This window comes from Streptomyces sp. NPDC028711, from assembly GCF_055565415.1.
Window position 1 is genome coordinate 339,593 of record NZ_JBVHUJ010000002.1, and the last position, 13,704, is coordinate 353,296.

At 73.8% G+C, this 13,704-nt stretch carries 14 protein-coding genes; 4 read left to right on the forward strand and 10 right to left on the reverse strand.

The features are described from left to right. Nucleotides 1–42 precede the first annotated feature (42 nt). Nucleotides 43–813: an SAM-dependent methyltransferase gene (locus ACZ4VK_RS07360; protein ID WP_468349458.1), complete on the forward strand. Its 771-nt coding sequence runs from the start codon at nucleotides 43–45 to the stop codon at nucleotides 811–813. Between the two features lie 74 nt (nucleotides 814–887). On the opposite strand, the gene ACZ4VK_RS07365 is transcribed toward ACZ4VK_RS07360, so the two are convergent. Next, nucleotides 888–1,472, reverse strand: coding sequence for a DUF4865 family protein (locus tag ACZ4VK_RS07365; protein WP_468349460.1), 585 nt, complete (start codon nucleotides 1,470–1,472; stop codon nucleotides 888–890). A 39-nt stretch (nucleotides 1,473–1,511) separates the two neighbouring features. Beyond that, nucleotides 1,512–2,105: a TetR/AcrR family transcriptional regulator gene (locus ACZ4VK_RS07370; RefSeq protein ID WP_468349462.1), complete on the reverse strand. Its 594-nt coding sequence runs from the start codon at nucleotides 2,103–2,105 to the stop codon at nucleotides 1,512–1,514. A 153-nt stretch (nucleotides 2,106–2,258) separates the two neighbouring features. Between ACZ4VK_RS07370 and ACZ4VK_RS07375 the strand changes: the two genes are divergently transcribed. Beyond that, complete coding sequence (locus ACZ4VK_RS07375; protein ID WP_468349464.1) at nucleotides 2,259–2,564, forward strand: SHOCT domain-containing protein; 306 nt, start codon at nucleotides 2,259–2,261, stop codon at nucleotides 2,562–2,564. 28 nt (nucleotides 2,565–2,592) lie between these two features. Here the strand turns inward: ACZ4VK_RS07375 and ACZ4VK_RS07380 are convergent, their stop codons facing one another. Together ACZ4VK_RS07380 and ACZ4VK_RS07385 are read right to left on the reverse strand one after the other, a co-directional pair. Then, nucleotides 2,593–3,219 (reverse strand): ATP-binding protein, encoded by a 627-nt coding sequence (locus ACZ4VK_RS07380; protein ID WP_468349466.1) that lies wholly within the window; start codon nucleotides 3,217–3,219, stop codon nucleotides 2,593–2,595. Nucleotides 3,220–3,531: 312 nt separating this feature from the next. Further along, a complete protein-coding gene (locus ACZ4VK_RS07385; protein ID WP_468349468.1) occupies nucleotides 3,532–3,855 on the reverse strand; it encodes a hypothetical protein in 324 nt (107 codons plus the stop codon). 174 nt (nucleotides 3,856–4,029) lie between these two features. Between ACZ4VK_RS07385 and cds1 the strand changes: the two genes are divergently transcribed. Beyond that, nucleotides 4,030–5,172, forward strand: coding sequence for an L-cysteine desulfhydrase Cds1 (gene cds1, locus ACZ4VK_RS07390; RefSeq protein WP_468349470.1), 1,143 nt, complete (start codon nucleotides 4,030–4,032; stop codon nucleotides 5,170–5,172). On the opposite strand, the gene ACZ4VK_RS07395 is transcribed toward cds1, so the two are convergent. From ACZ4VK_RS07395 to ACZ4VK_RS07405, 3 genes are all read right to left on the reverse strand, one after another. After that, the gene (locus tag ACZ4VK_RS07395; RefSeq protein ID WP_468349472.1) at nucleotides 5,132–5,632 is read right to left on the reverse strand and encodes an SRPBCC family protein; all 501 of its coding nucleotides are present in this window, start codon (nucleotides 5,630–5,632) and stop codon (nucleotides 5,132–5,134) included. The two genes, cds1 and ACZ4VK_RS07395, sit on opposite strands and share 41 nt — an antisense overlap. A 129-nt stretch (nucleotides 5,633–5,761) precedes the next feature. After that, nucleotides 5,762–6,214: an SRPBCC family protein gene (locus ACZ4VK_RS07400; protein WP_468349474.1), complete on the reverse strand. Its 453-nt coding sequence runs from the start codon at nucleotides 6,212–6,214 to the stop codon at nucleotides 5,762–5,764. Then, entirely contained in the window at nucleotides 6,211–7,038 is an 828-nt protein-coding gene (locus ACZ4VK_RS07405; protein ID WP_468349477.1) for a DeoR/GlpR family DNA-binding transcription regulator, read from the reverse strand. The genes ACZ4VK_RS07400 and ACZ4VK_RS07405 overlap by 4 nt, the downstream gene beginning before the upstream one ends. Nucleotides 7,039–7,172: 134 nt before the next feature. Between ACZ4VK_RS07405 and ACZ4VK_RS07410 the strand changes: the two genes are divergently transcribed. Beyond that, a complete protein-coding gene (locus ACZ4VK_RS07410; protein WP_468349479.1) occupies nucleotides 7,173–9,563 on the forward strand; it encodes a hypothetical protein in 2,391 nt (796 codons plus the stop codon). Here ACZ4VK_RS07410 and ACZ4VK_RS07415 read toward each other — a convergent pair. The 3 genes from ACZ4VK_RS07415 to ACZ4VK_RS07425 all read right to left on the reverse strand — a co-directional run bounded on the left by ACZ4VK_RS07415 (nucleotide 9,533) and on the right by ACZ4VK_RS07425 (nucleotide 13,691). Further along, nucleotides 9,533–11,941: a right-handed parallel beta-helix repeat-containing protein gene (locus ACZ4VK_RS07415; protein WP_468349481.1), complete on the reverse strand. Its 2,409-nt coding sequence runs from the start codon at nucleotides 11,939–11,941 to the stop codon at nucleotides 9,533–9,535. The genes ACZ4VK_RS07410 and ACZ4VK_RS07415 overlap by 31 nt on opposite strands. 187 nt (nucleotides 11,942–12,128) lie before the next feature. After that, on the reverse strand, nucleotides 12,129–12,725 hold the full coding sequence (locus ACZ4VK_RS07420; protein WP_468349483.1) for an Rv1733c family protein: 597 nt from the start codon (nucleotides 12,723–12,725) through the stop codon (nucleotides 12,129–12,131). Nucleotides 12,726–12,866: 141 nt separating this feature from the next. Then, complete coding sequence (locus ACZ4VK_RS07425; RefSeq protein ID WP_468349485.1) at nucleotides 12,867–13,691, reverse strand: MOSC domain-containing protein; 825 nt, start codon at nucleotides 13,689–13,691, stop codon at nucleotides 12,867–12,869. Between the last annotated feature and the right edge of the window lie 13 nt (nucleotides 13,692–13,704).

Below are 13,704 nucleotides of genomic sequence, written 5' to 3' on the forward strand. Positions count from 1 at the left end.
TCCCGTGCGCCACGGGCGGCGGGCGACGTACTGTTCGCCCTCATGATCACTTCTGAATCCGACCTTCCTCCGCGTCTCGGCAGCCTCACCTTCCACGGCCCGCTCTCCGAGTCCCGCGCCACCCGCATGATCGAGCGGCTCGGTGCCACCGAGCCCGCCGACGTGCTCGACATCGGCTGCGGCTGGGGCGAGTTGCTCCTCCGTGTCCTGGAGGCCGCCCCTGCGGCCAAGGGCGTCGGGATCGACATCAACGCCGAGGACCTGGCCCGTGGCCGGGCCCTCGCCGAGACGCGGGGGCTCGCCGACCGCGTCGAGTTCGTCGAGGAGTCGGCCCTCGGCACCGACCGCGGCCCGGTCGACGCGATCCTCTGCCTCGGTTCGAGCCAGGCGCTCTGCGACCCCGAGCAGCCGCACGACCCCGCCGCCGCCCTCCGTGAACTGCGCCGGCTCGTCCGGCCGGGGGGACGGGTCGTCCTCGGGGAGGGCTTCTGGGAGCGCACTCCCACCGAGGAGGAGCTGGCCGGCATGTGGCCGGGCGCGCACACCGGTGACCACGTCTCCCTCGGGGCCCTGGTCGACCTCGCGATCGAGGCGGGGTTCCGGCCGGCGTGGATCGAGACGGCGGGCGTCGAGGAGTGGGAGGAGTTCGAGTCGGGTTATCGGCACGACACCGAGGTCTGGCTCGCCGCCCACCCGGACCACCCGCTCGCCGCCGAGACCCGCGAGCGGGTGGACCGGCAGCGTTCGTCGTGGCTGAACGGCTACCGGCGGGTCCTCGGCATCGCCTACCTCACCCTCGTCGCCGTGGCCTGAAAGGCGCGTGACGGCCCGACGCCACCGGGCCCCCCGGCGTCACCAGGCGCACGAAGGCCCGACGGCCCGCCGGCTCACCACCGCCGCCCCGTGCCGAGCCCCGCACGCCCGGCCTCCGAGAGGTGCAGGACCTGGAAGCGCTCGCCCTCGTCGGCGGGCGCTTCCGCGTCGGCCCACAGGGTGAAGGCGAGCAGCTCCCAGTGGCGCGGGTCCACCGCGAGCGCGGAGGCGACCACCCCGTTCCTGCTCGCCTCGCCCGCGTGCCGGTCCACGGCGGCCGCCACGGCCTCGCCCGGCGGGGCCGTTTCCCCGAGCGGGGACCTGCGACGCGTCGCCGTGCCCGGCACCGATCCGGCCGCGGGCCCCTCCGCGTACGACAGACCCGTCCAGTGCTGCACCACGGGCCGCCCGAAGTCGTTCACGATGCCCTGGAACCCGGGGCCCCACAGGAAGGAGTTCATGCCCTCCGGAGTGCCCCACAGATAGAACGGGGCGTACTGGTTCACCGGCGAGCCGGCCGCCCGCTCCCGTATCAGATACGCCTTCAGACCGAGCCCCGGGAAGGCGTCCAGGAGATGGCCCCTCGTCGCCACCCGCGCGCGGATGATCCCCATGTCGTAGTCGGCGGGCAGGGTGATCTCGTACTGCATCGCGTGCACGGAAGGCACTCCGTTTCTCCGGTGTACGGGGGAGGGGAATCAGGCCGGGGCGGAGTCGCGCGGGGCGAGCAGGGCAAGCAGACCGCGCACCGCACTGTCGAACGGCGCCGGTGAACCCGTCGCGCGAGCCAGTACGTAGCCGCCCTGTACGGTCGCCACCACCGTCGCCGCGAGCTCCTCCGGATCGAGGGACCCGCTCAACCCGCCGCTGTCCAGGCCCTCCTGGACCACCTCGGCGAGCCGGCGGCGCACGCGGCCGAGCACCTCGTCGACCGGTGCGCGGAGCTCCGGGTCCGCGATGACCTCCGGGTCCATCGTCAGCCGCCCCACCGGGCAGCCGCGCAGGACGTTCCGCTCGCGCAGCAGATACGCCTCGATCCGGGCGTACGCCGTGCCCTCGCCGCCCAGGACCGCTTCGGCCGCGGCCCCCAGCTCCTCGGCCGAACGCCGGATCGCGGCGAGCGCCAGGTCCCGCTTGCCGGCGAAGTGGTGGTACATGCTGCCCTGACCCGCGCCCGCCGCCTGCAGGACGGCCTTGGGGCTCGTGCCGACGTACCCCCGCTCCCAGAGCAGTTCGCGGGTCGCCTCGATCAGCCGCTCAGAGGTGTCCGTGTTCATGGCGGCACTGTACATACCAGTAGGTACAGAGGAGAAGGTCTCGGGCGGGGTTCTCCGTACTCCCTGTGGCGTACGCGCGAAGCAGCTGCCCGTACGACGACCCGGGCCCCCTCCACGGGCGACGCTCGAACCACGGAAACACACCACAGCGCGAGGAGCTGAACCCTCATGAACACACTCGCCCATACGGGTCCCGGCCCGTGGGTCCTCCTCTTCCCCCTCGTCTGGGCGGCCGTGATCGTCGGTGTCGTCACCGTCGCCCGCCGCGCCGGATGGCGTCGCGGACGGGCCGGAGGCTTCGGCGGCGGCAGCCGCTCCGGCCGCGACGGCGGGCCGGACGAGAACTCGCCGATCGCCCTGCTCGGCCACCGGTTCGCCGCGGGCGAGATCGACGAGGACGAGTACTGGCGCCGGCTCACCGTCCTGGAGGAGCAGTTCGGCCGCGCCGCGGACGCGAAGGGGCGCCGGGCGTGACCGCCGTCCGGCGGGCCGCGCGGGCCGTTCAGCCCGCGCTGCCCGCCAGGACCCGGCGGGCCGTGACCACCGCCGGGGCGGGCGTGAGGACCGGTTCCGGCGCGAGGACCGGCTCGGGGGCCAGGGCCGGGTCGGCCGGGGCGCTGAGCGGAACGCCGGAGTGGCGTCCGTACCCGAGGAAGGGACCCTCGGTCTCGGAGCCGTACACGACGTGCGGACGCGCCATGACGGGGACGGGGCGCGGCGGCGCCGAGAGGGTGAACCACACCACCTTCCCGTCGGCCCCGCACGGGCGGACGCCCCAACTCTCGCTGACCGCACCGACGATGGCGAGGCCGCGGCCGGAGGTGGCCAGCTCGTCGTACGCGTCGAGCGGATCCGGGCAGCAGGCCTCCGGTATGCGGGGGTCGTGGTCCCGGACGGAGACCGTGAGACGGTCGAGCAGCAGCTCGATCTCGACGGTGCACCGCTTGTCCGGCTGGGCGTGCCGGTGGACGTTCGTCAGAAGCTCGGTGACTCCGAGCACGGCGTGGTCGACCAGAGTGTCGACGCGCCAGTGACGAAGATGCGCGGAAACGATCCTGCGGACCTGTCCGATCCGCGACGGCAGGGCCTGAAGCTCCACCGCGTAATATCTGCTCGGCTCGCTGATCACGGCTGCGACTCCCCGAAGTAGTCCGGAAGAAGACGAAGATTCGTGTCTCTCATGCGGTACGGCGGAGTGATGACCGGAACGTAACGTCACCACCGTTGAACCCTCTGTGAGGTTGTTCCAGCGTGGCCCAGCGGTGACCGTCCCGCAACTCACGGCGACTCACGCCCCACGGTTCGGCGCGCCACAGAAGGCCCCGGAGCGCACAGGGGGCCCTCGGCGCGCCACCGAGGGGCGGCGAGGGTCTCCGCCCCGCCCGCCGCCGTATCCTCCGTGGTGCCCTCCGCCGTATCCTCCGTCGTGCCCTCCGCCGTGTCAGTGCCGGTGCCGCCCGGCGGCCCGCTTCAGGGCCGCGAGGAAGCGGCCGGAACCCTCGGCCTCGCCGCCGCCCTCGTGGCCGTCCCGGTGCAGGGTCAGCCGGTAGCGGGTGCCGTTCACGGTCGCCACCGTCTCGTCGGCCTTCGCGAACCACGGCCGCCCCGCCCGGACCTTCTCCACGGGCGCGCTGTCGATCTCGCTGCCGTAACTCGTGAGGAGGGCGAGCCTGCCGTCCTCGATCCGTACCTCGCCCGCGCGCGTCAGCGAACGCGGCCAGCGGTCGATCCGTACGCCCCTCACGCTGAACTCCGGTTCCGACATGCCGATCCGCCCCTCTCACCCGGTCATCGCTCCCAGTGTGCCGGGCCGCCCCGGCTCGCACCAGTGGCCCTCCCTCAAGTCATCCCTATGGAGAGTCAAAGGAAACGTTTGCCCAGGTGAGAGGGGTATCGTCGGCAGTGGGCACCCAGTGGAACCGACCGAGGAGAGGCACGCATGAGCACCACGGAGAACAGCGTGGGGAACCGGTCGGCCACCGCGGCGGTGACCGTCGACGTCGACCGCAGCGACCCGGCGTACCGGGCCTGGCTCAAGGAGGCCGTCCGCAAGGTCCAGGCCGACGCCAACCGCTCCGCCGACACCCATCTGCTGCGCTTCCCGCTCCCCGAGAAGTGGGGCATCGACCTCTACCTCAAGGACGAGTCCACCCACCCCACCGGCAGCCTCAAGCACCGCCTCGCCCGCTCGCTCTTCCTGTACGGACTCTGCAACGGCTGGATCCGGCCGGGGAAGCCCGTCATCGAGGCGTCCAGCGGCTCGACCGCCGTCTCCGAGGCGTACTTCGCGAAGCTCGTCGGCGTGCCCTTCATCGCCGTCATGCCCCGTACCACCAGCCACGAGAAGTGCCGGCTCATCGAGTTCCACGGCGGGCAGTGCCACTTCGTGGACGACTCGCGCACGATGTACGAGGAGGCCGCCGCCCTCGCCGAGCGCACCGGCGGTCACTACATGGACCAGTTCACCTACGCGGAGCGGGCCACCGACTGGCGGGGCAACAACAACATCGCCGAATCGATGTACCAGCAGCTGAAGCTGGAGCGGTACCCGGAGCCCGCCTGGATCGTGGCCACCGCGGGCACCGGCGGCACCTCGGCGACCATCGCCCGCTACGTCCACTACATGCAGCACGACACCCGGATCTGTGTCGCCGATCCCGAGAACTCCTGTTTCTTCGACGGCTGGACGCACAACGACCCCGGCGCCACGGCGGACTGCGGTTCCCGCATCGAGGGCATCGGACGGCCCCGGATGGAGCCCAGCTTCGTGCCGGGGGCCGTCGACCGCATGATGAAGGTGCCCGACGCGGCGAGCGTCGCCGCCGTCCGCGCCCTGGAGACCGTGATCGGCCGCAAGGCGGGCGGCTCCACCGGCACCGGCCTGTGGAGCGCCTTCAAGATCGTCGCCGAGATGGTCGCCCACGAGCGGACCGGCAGTGTCGTCACGCTGATCTGCGACCCCGGCGAGCGCTATCTCGACAAGTACTACTCCGACGAGTGGCTGGCCGCCCAGGGCCTGGACATCGCCCCGTACAGCGCCGCTATCGAACGGTTCCTGGAGTCCGGGGCCTGGCCGGAGTGAGCCGCCGGTCGAGCCGGCGCGCCGCGTCCCGGAAGGACAGGCCGACGCCGGGCCCGGCGAGGCGCAGCCCTAGGCGGAACGGCGCCGCGCCGTCGGCCGCCATGGTCCACCGCACCCTGGTCCCCTTCCCCATGGGGGAGAGGGACCACTCCTCCGCGAGCGCGGAGACGCCGGGGGCGTTGGTGGCGTCCACGCGGTAGGCGTACCGGACGTCGGGCTCGGAGGCCAGGATCGTCTCCTCGAAGAGGATCCCGCCCCGCAGCCGGACGGTCCTGCCCGCCCCGTCGCCCGTCGGGACGGCGGAGGTGACCGCCGTGAACCAGGAGGGCAGGCTCCCCACCTCCACGGCCAGCGACCGGTAGACGGCCGGGGGCGGCGCGGCCAGGGTCGCGGTGAAGACCAGACGGACGGGCGCGGACGCGGTGAAGTCGAGCTCCACCGGCCTCAGTCGACGTGCCATGGCCGGACCTCCCCGGGACGGAAGCGAAAGAGCACCCTAGCTGACGGGACGTCACCAGCACAGGGTGCGGCCGACGTCTGTCCGAGACCGGACTGACGCGCCACCCCGGGCCTCCTCGCCCGTCCGCGATCAGGAGACCTCCGGCCCCCGCCGCAACAGCCCGTCCACCGCCCGTCCGAACACCAGCCGTCCCGCCCGGGCGAGTACCGGATCGAAAGCCCGTGGGAGCCGCCGCACGGACAGCTCCTCCGTCCACACCACCCGGCTGCCGCCGCCCGGCATCTCTGTCACCTCGACGAGCGCCCAACCCCGCACCAGCCGCCCGTACTTCTCCAGACGGCAGACGCCCGGGCGGCCCGGCGCCGGGGGTTCCCAGCGCACGACCTCCATCGGATCGTCGAAGGACAGCCGGCCGACGCCCGTGCGCGCGGTGAAACGGGTTCCCAGCCGGGTCGGGCCCGGCGTCAGCACCCTCGTCCGGGTCAGCGGCACCTGCCGGCCGTGCGCCGGCCAGTCCGTGAGCCGCCGCCACGCCTCTCCTGGCGTCCGCGGCACGGTCCGCTCGACCCGGAAGCGGCTCACGCCTGTTCCTCGCCCGCCACCAGGAGACCCGGCAGGTGCTCCGTCACCTCGGCCCGTACGCCCTCGGGCAGGCCGCGGTCCGTCACCCAGGTGTCCACCTCGTCGAGCGCCGCGAAGGAACTCAGGCCCACCGTCCCCCACTTGGTGTGGTCGGCGACCACCACCACCCGGCGCGCCGACCGCATCAGACAGCCGTTGGTCTCCGCCTCCGCGAGGTTCGGCGTCGACAGACCTGCCTCCACCGAGATGCCGTGCACACCGAGGAACAGCAGGTCGAAGTGGAGCGAGCGGACCGCCCGGTCCGCCACAGGCCCCACCAGGGCGTCGGAGGGCGTGCGCATCCCGCCCGTCAGGACGACCGTCGCCGCCCCGCGCCGCGTCTCGCCCGTGCCGGAGGAGAGCTGGGCCTCGTGGAACACGTCCGCGACCCGGACCGAGTTCGTCACCACCGTCAGGTCCGGCACGTCGAGCAGATGCCGGGCCAGGGCGAACGTCGTCGTCCCGCCGGACAGGGCGATCGCCGAGCCCGGCGCGACCAGGGCGGCGGCCGCCCGCGCGATCTCGTCCTTGGCGCTCGGTTCGAGCACCGACTTGGCCTCGAAGCCCGGCTCGTGGGTACTCGCCTCGACCACCGGAACGGCTCCGCCGTGCACCTTCTCCAGCATGCCCTGCCGGGCCAGCGCGTCGAGGTCGCGACGGATCGTCATGTCCGAGACGCTGAGGCGCCGGGTCAGCTCGTTGACCCGTACACCGCCGCGCCGCCGAACCTCGTCGACGATCAGGGCACGCCGCTGCTCCGCTAGCAGGTTCTGGTTGTCAGTCACCGCCGGGGCCGGTCCTTCCGCAGGAGACAAGGGGATGGCTGTCGGATTCGGTGAGGAACGGTGCGCAGGCGCACCATCGTCCGCGATCCTGTTGCCGACGTCGCATCTTCCCACCCTGAGAGGAAGTCCCCTCAGTGTCCCCTGCCACACCCGCTCCGGAGAGCGGGGGCGCGGCGCTCGAACTCCTTGTCCACGGAGTCGGCGGAGCCACCCCCCAGGACATGCTCGACGATCCCAGGACCGTACGGATCACCGGCGACCGGACAGCCGCCGTGTACCGGCGCACCGAGGACGTCGACGCCGAGGACAAGCCCGAGCGGGACGCCAACCGCCCGGTCCCGGAGGCGTACTGCTGGTCCAACCTCACCTCCGGCGACGGAGCCCGCGCCCTGTGGCTGCTGCTCCTGCCCTTCATGGTCGCCAACCTGGCGCACTGGATGCGCCCGCCCTCCCGGGGCCGCCCGGGGCTCGTCCGGCTGTACGGGCTCCTCGTACGGCTCGTGGCCCTCACCCTCACCGTGCTCCTGACCGCCGCGGCCTGCGAGGTCGCGCTCGATCTGACGGCCTGGCAGTGCGCCGGGACCGCCGCGTGCTCCGACGCGTACTCCTGGCTCGGCTTCCTCTCGGAGGGGCGCGGCGGGTGGTGGTCATCGCCCGGCCGCCGCCTCGCCCTCGCCGCCCTGGTGCCGGCCGCGCTCGTCGGCCTCCTCTGGTACCTGTCGACGAGGACCTGGAGCGCCTACGAGGCCCAGCGCCCGCCGACGGGTTACGACGCCCCCGCGGCGGAACCACCGGCAGAACCCGGGACCACGGACCAGGAGGCCACGGGCCCGGAGACGACGGTCGCGGGGAAGGCGGCCGCCCTCGGCCGCCCCGGTTTCTGGTACGGACGCCGGCTCGTCGCCCGGCTCAGGGCCGCCCACACCGCCGCAGGCTTCCTCACCGTCGCCGCGGCCCTCACCACGGCCACCGCACGGCACGACGCCGCCGCCCCCGGTGCCGTCCTCGGCCGGATCCTCCAGGCGGCCCTCGTCGCCCTGGCCGTGTGCATCGTGTGGGTCGTCTGCCGCCGGGGCCGCAGCGAGCGCCGGCTCGACCTGCGCGTCGAGCGCGCCCTCGTCTCCTGGCTGCCCGGCGTCTCCCTCGCGCTCCTCGCCCTCAGCGCGCTGTACGCGGGCTGGTCCCGCCCCGGCTGGACGTCCGGCGGGACGCTCCCCGGCGATGCCGTCTTCGGCGGTCTCACCCTCGTCCAGGGCGCCCTCGTCGTCGCCCTCGGCGTGGTCGCGCTGCTGCTCCAGCGGCCCGGCCGGGACCCCCGTACGGCGCTGCGCGGACTCGGCGGCCCCGCCGTCGCCATGCTCGCCTGCGCCCTCGCCGGGGTCATGTCCGGGGGAGTCGCCCAATGGGTCGCCGACGGGCTCGACGGCCCCGGCGCGGCCCACGGCGGCCCCCGGATCGGCCCGCCCGTGCTCCTCAGCTGGCAGGCCTCGGTCATCCCCGTACTGCTCCTGCTGCTGCTCGTGCCCGCCGTCCTCCTCGTCGTACGGACCGTGCTCTCCGCGCGACGGCTTCGTGCCACGGTCGAGTCCGACTACGAGGCCGCCGACGAACGGGACCCCGTCCGTACGGGACGGATCGCCTCCGGCCGTGCGCGCGCCGCGCTCACCGACTCCGCGCCCGTCCTCGTCGGTGTCGTCTCCGGCGCCACCCTGCTCCTCGGGGCCGTCTCCGTCGCCGGAGCCTGGGCCAGCGGAAACGTTCCCGGACGGGCCTTCGACGGCGCTCACCCCGCCGTCGCGTCGCTGGCCTCCGCCACGCAGGCCGTCGGCTCGTGGATGATCGGCTTCGGCTTCCTGCTCTTCGTCACCTGGGGCCGCCGCGCCTACCGGGACGCCTCCGCCCGCCGCACCATCGGCATCCTGTGGGACGTCGGCACCTTCTGGCCCCGCGCCGCCCACCCCTTCGCCCCGCCCTGCTACGCCGAGCGGGCGGTCCCCGACCTGACCTGGCGCATGAGCTCCTGGACCCGGAGCACCGGCGGCCGGCTCGTCATCTCCGGGCACTCCCAGGGCAGTGTCCTCGCCGCGGCCGCCGTCTGGCAGCTGCCGCCCGCCACCCGGGGCCGGGTCGCCCTCCTCACGTACGGCTCGCCCCTGGAACGGCTCTACGGCCGCTGGTTCCCCGCGTACTTCGGCCCCGACGCGCTGCGCGCCCTGAACCGCACCGTACGGTGCTGGCACAACCTGTACCGTGCCACCGACCCCATCGGGGGACCCGTCCGGGTGCCGGCGGAGGACGAACGGCCGGCCGTGGACGCGGCGGAGCTGCGGGACCCGGTCGCCTACGGCCGCACCCGCGAACACCCACTGCCCGAGCCGATCCTGGGCCACTCCGACTACCAGGCGGACCCGGAGTTCGCCGTGCGGCGCTCCGCCCTCCTCGACCAGCTGCTGCCCGCGTTGCCCCGGCAGCGCGACGCGGACGACACGGCGGATCAGGGGAGTTCGGGCAGGTCCTCCGGATAGAGCAGCGTGAGGTCGTCCGTGCTCGCGTCGGCGAGCGCGGCGACCCGCCCCGCGTGCCGCTCCACCATCGACTCGAACGTCTGCCGCGCCGTGCGGCCGTTGCCGAAGGCCGGGCCCTTCGGGAGCTTCGTGAAGTACACGAACAGCGCCTCGTCCGTGCCCGGGGCGAGCCGGTACTCGTGCTCGTCCGCCTGCTGCCCCACGATCCGCAGCAGCTCGTCCGGCTCGTAGTCGCCGAAGGTGATCGTCCGTGAGAAACGGGAGGCCACACCCGGGTTGACGGTGAGGAAGCGCTCCATCTCCGCCGTGTAGCCCGCGACGATGACGACCACCGCGTCCCGGTGGTCCTCCATCAGCTTCACCAGCGTGTCGATCGCCTCACGGCCGAAGTCCCGGCCCGAGTCCTCCGGCGACAGGGCGTACGCCTCGTCGACGAACAGCACCCCGCCCCGCGCCCGGTCGAAGGCCTCCTGGGTACGGATCGCCGTCGAACCGATGTGCTCACCGACCAGGTCGACGCGGGACACCTCCACCAGATGCCCGCGTTCGAGGACCCCGAGCGAGGCCAGGATCTCGCCGTAGAGGCGCGCCACCGTCGTCTTGCCCGTACCCGGATTGCCCGTGAAGACGAGATGGCGGCGGACCGAGGCCGCCTTGAGACCGGCCTCCTGACGCCGGCGCCCCACCTCGATCATGTTGGTGAGGGTGCGCACCTCCAGCTTGACGCTCTCCAGGCCCACCAGGGCGTCCAGCTCCCCGAGCACGTCCTGGGAGGAACGGGAGGCGGGCAAGGGCTCCGGAGCGACCTGCGGCGCGGCGGCCGTGACGCGCGGCGCCGGCACCGTCCCGAGGAGTCCCGCCGACCGCGTGGCCGTCAGGACCGTCCCCCCGTCGGGTACGGAGGAGCGGACCGCGCTCTCGTCGCTGGTGCAGTCCTCCGCGCTCGTCCCCTCCTCCGGGAACTCGTAGCCGCCGCGCGCGCACCGCTCCGTACGGCACTTGCGCAGGGTCGTCCGGCAGCCGTCCGTGACGTGGAACCCGTACCCGCCGCTGCCGGTGACCCGGCAGCCGTGGAAGGAGCCACGCCCCTCCGCGGAGACGTAGAAGCCGGCCTCGGCGGGCGAGGTGACCGTGCACCGGTCGATCGTGGGGTCGGCGCCCTTGGTGACGATGACCCCGGTCTGCACGGAGTCGATGGTGCAGCCGGCGAGGGTGCCGCCGCTGCCGTGGTCCCGGAACCAGGCGCCCGTGGAGGCCTCCCGGATGCGGCAGTCGTCGAGCTGCGCCGTCGCCCCGTCGCTCACCGACACCGCCGTGTTCCGCACCTGCGACAGGTCGCTGTCGACGACGTCGACCCGGGAGCCCCTGTCGAGCACGAACAGGGCGTCCGGTACGTCGTGCACCCGGCAGGCGTCGAGGACGGCGGTCGCCCCGTCGCTCACCCACACCGCCGGGTAGTCGCCCGTACTGTCGTGGATCTCGCACTGGTTGGCGTCGACCCGGGTCCCCGGGTCCCACACCGAGAGCCCGTTGCGGCCGAAGCGGCGGACGGTCGACCGGGTCAGCGTCAGGACCGAGCGCGACCGCAGGTCGACGGCGTTCTCCGGGACGTCGTGGATGTCGCAGTCCGAGAGCGTGAGCACCGCGTCGGTGTCGAGGGTGATGCCGTCCCCCGACGTGCGGTGCACGGAGGAGTCCGTGAGATGGGCGGTGGCACGGGCCGCGATCTGGAGACCGGCGCCCTTGATCTCGTACACCTCGCAGCCGACGCCCTCCAGGCCGCTGCCCTCGCCGGTCACGGCGATCCCGGCGCCGGTGGCGTGGTGCACCCGGCAGCGCTCCAGGCGCGGATGCGCCCCGCCGCGCACCGAGACGCCCGCCTGCCCCGCCGAGACCACCTCGCACTCCTCGAACACCCCGCCGGCCCCGTCGAGTACGGCGATGCCGATCCCGGCGGGATTGTCGACCGTGCAGCGGCGGACCGTCGGCCGGGCCGCGCCCCGCACCTCGATCCCGGCGGCGGACCGGGTCATGATCCGCAGGTCGAGCAGCTCCGGGGTGCCGTCCTCGACGAGCAGCGCCGGCGCGGCGACGTCCTGCCCCTCGATGTGGAGGTCCTGCAGGGTCACGGAGGCGCGGATCGTCAGCGGCACCCCGTCCGGCGGTGCGATCCGCACCGAGCCGACGCCGCCCTCGGGGCCGCGCAGGGTGACGGCCCGCCGCACCACGAGGTTCTCCCGGTAGGTGCCGGGCGCGACCGTGAGCACGTCCCCGTCACCCGCGGCCTCCAGGGCGGCGGCAAGGGAGGGGTACTCACCCGTGCGGCGCCGCCACCGCGATGTGCCGGTGTGCGTCACCTGGACCGTGCCCTGTGCCATGGGTGTGTCCTGCCCCCGCCTCATGCCTCGCCGCTGATCCGATGCCCCACCGTAGCGCGCGCGGGGCCGCGCGGTTGACGGGTCGCCGGCCCGTCCCCGTACCGGCGCCGGGCACGCGTCACAGGTGGTCGGGGGCGGTCGCGGTCGGTCGCGCTCGGTCGGACTCGGGCCCGGTCCGCGGCCGGGCTCAGCTGCCCGTGCCGGTGCGGCCCCAGTCGGGGCCGGCCGCCGCCCACGCCCGGTCCAGGCGCGCGTACCGCAGCAGCACGAGCCGGCGTACGGCGAGGCGCCGGACGGTCTCCGTCAGGAGGCCCGTGAGCAGCGCGGCCGTCAGACCGGCGACGACGGCGTGCGCGCGGGCCGTGTCCGCGCGCAGCGGCGGTGCCACCGGGCGCCCCTCCCGGTCCGTCCAGAGCCCGAAGGTCGCGCCGGGGGCGGAGGTCCGCAGGGCCGTCGTCACCGTGCCCGTACGATCCGAGCCGTCCGGCGCTGTCCACCGGGCCACCACCGGGCGAAGCGGCCGCTCCTCCGCGGCCTCGTCGGCGGTCTCCGCGCCGCTCGCGGCCCGGACCACCCGGGCCGTCGCCGGCACGCGCTGTTCCTGCTGGACTCGGACGGCCCGCTGGAGCGAGGCGTCTGCGGAGGAGCCGGCCGCCCAGCCGGTCAGGGGCGCCACGACACAGAGCAGCACGATCGCCGTGAAGGCGACCCAGGCCTCGGCGAGATCCGTGGTCCGGCGCAGGGGGTTGTGCCGCCAGCGCCAGAGTCCGATGGCCGCGCGCACGTCGGGACCCCCTCGTCGTTGACCGCTCCTCCAACGAGTGTGCCCCGGGGCCGGGTTCCCCGCCTGTCGGGCCGGTGACGTGGGACGGGGGTCGTCGTCCGGGATCCGGCCCCGTCGCGGAGCCTTCGGAGGGGGTCCCGTTCAGTCCAGGATCTTCACCTCGTCCCCGACCCGGACCGTGCCGGTGTGCTCGGGGACGAGGTTCTGGCCGAAGATGACCCGGCCGTCGTTCTTGCGGTGCCGGGCGAGGGTCCACAGCGGCTCCTTGCCCCGCGCGGCGGAGAACTGGTCCGTCGTGGTGACGACACAGCGCCCGCAGGGCCTGGCGACCCGGAAGGTGACCTCTCCGACGGCGAGCCGAGTCCAGCCGTCCTCCGCCCACGGGGACGTGCCGGAGATGACCAGGTTCGGCCGGAACCGGTTCATCGGGAGGGGGCCCTCGTGGGCGTGGTCGCCCTGGGCGATGAGGGAGTTGAGGGCGTCGAGGGAGGACGTGGCGGCGACGAGCAGCGGGTAGCCGTCCGCGAAGCTCACCGTCTCGCCGGGCAGTGCGTACTCGGGGTCCACAGGGCGCCGGTGTTCGGGCGCGTCCATGTGGACGAGCCGGAAATCGCCCTCCAGGTACGCCGAGAGCCAGCCGGCCGCCGCTTCGTCGGCCGGCACGGCCTCCACGGGCTTGTCGAAGATCTCCACGGTGACGGTGGACGAGGGGTGCGGCACCTCGACCGTCAGCGACGGGTGGCCGGGCGCGGACAGGGTGATCCCGCCGCCCGGCAGCGGCTCCGCCGTGGCCAACGCCATCCGGGGGTGACGGCGTTGGGTCACGACCTTCCGCGTCGCGTCGACGACGGCCCAGCGGCGGTCCCCGGCCAGCCCCCAGGGCTGGACCTCGGCCTCCGTGGGAGCCAGCGCGCGCATGGCCTTCACCGGGTGGACGTGGACGGAGCGGAGTACAGGAGTCGGCATGCCGTCATCCTGC

Excerpts from the sequence above, each read along its gene's own strand:
- ACZ4VK_RS07370 (WP_468349462.1), bottom strand. The coding sequence starts at position 2,105 with ATGTACAGTGCCGCCATGAACACGGACACCTCTGAGCGGCTGATCGAG.
- ACZ4VK_RS07425 (WP_468349485.1), bottom strand. The coding sequence starts at position 13,691 with ATGCCGACTCCTGTACTCCGCTCCGTCCACGTCCACCCGGTGAAGGCC.
- ACZ4VK_RS07375 (WP_468349464.1), top strand. The coding sequence starts at position 2,259 with ATGAACACACTCGCCCATACGGGTCCCGGCCCGTGGGTCCTCCTCTTC.
- ACZ4VK_RS07360 (WP_468349458.1), top strand. The coding sequence starts at position 43 with ATGATCACTTCTGAATCCGACCTTCCTCCGCGTCTCGGCAGCCTCACC.
- ACZ4VK_RS07395 (WP_468349472.1), bottom strand. The coding sequence starts at position 5,632 with ATGGCACGTCGACTGAGGCCGGTGGAGCTCGACTTCACCGCGTCCGCG.
- ACZ4VK_RS07415 (WP_468349481.1), bottom strand. The coding sequence starts at position 11,941 with ATGGCACAGGGCACGGTCCAGGTGACGCACACCGGCACATCGCGGTGG.
- cds1 (WP_468349470.1), top strand. The coding sequence starts at position 4,030 with ATGAGCACCACGGAGAACAGCGTGGGGAACCGGTCGGCCACCGCGGCG.
- ACZ4VK_RS07385 (WP_468349468.1), bottom strand. The coding sequence starts at position 3,855 with ATGTCGGAACCGGAGTTCAGCGTGAGGGGCGTACGGATCGACCGCTGG.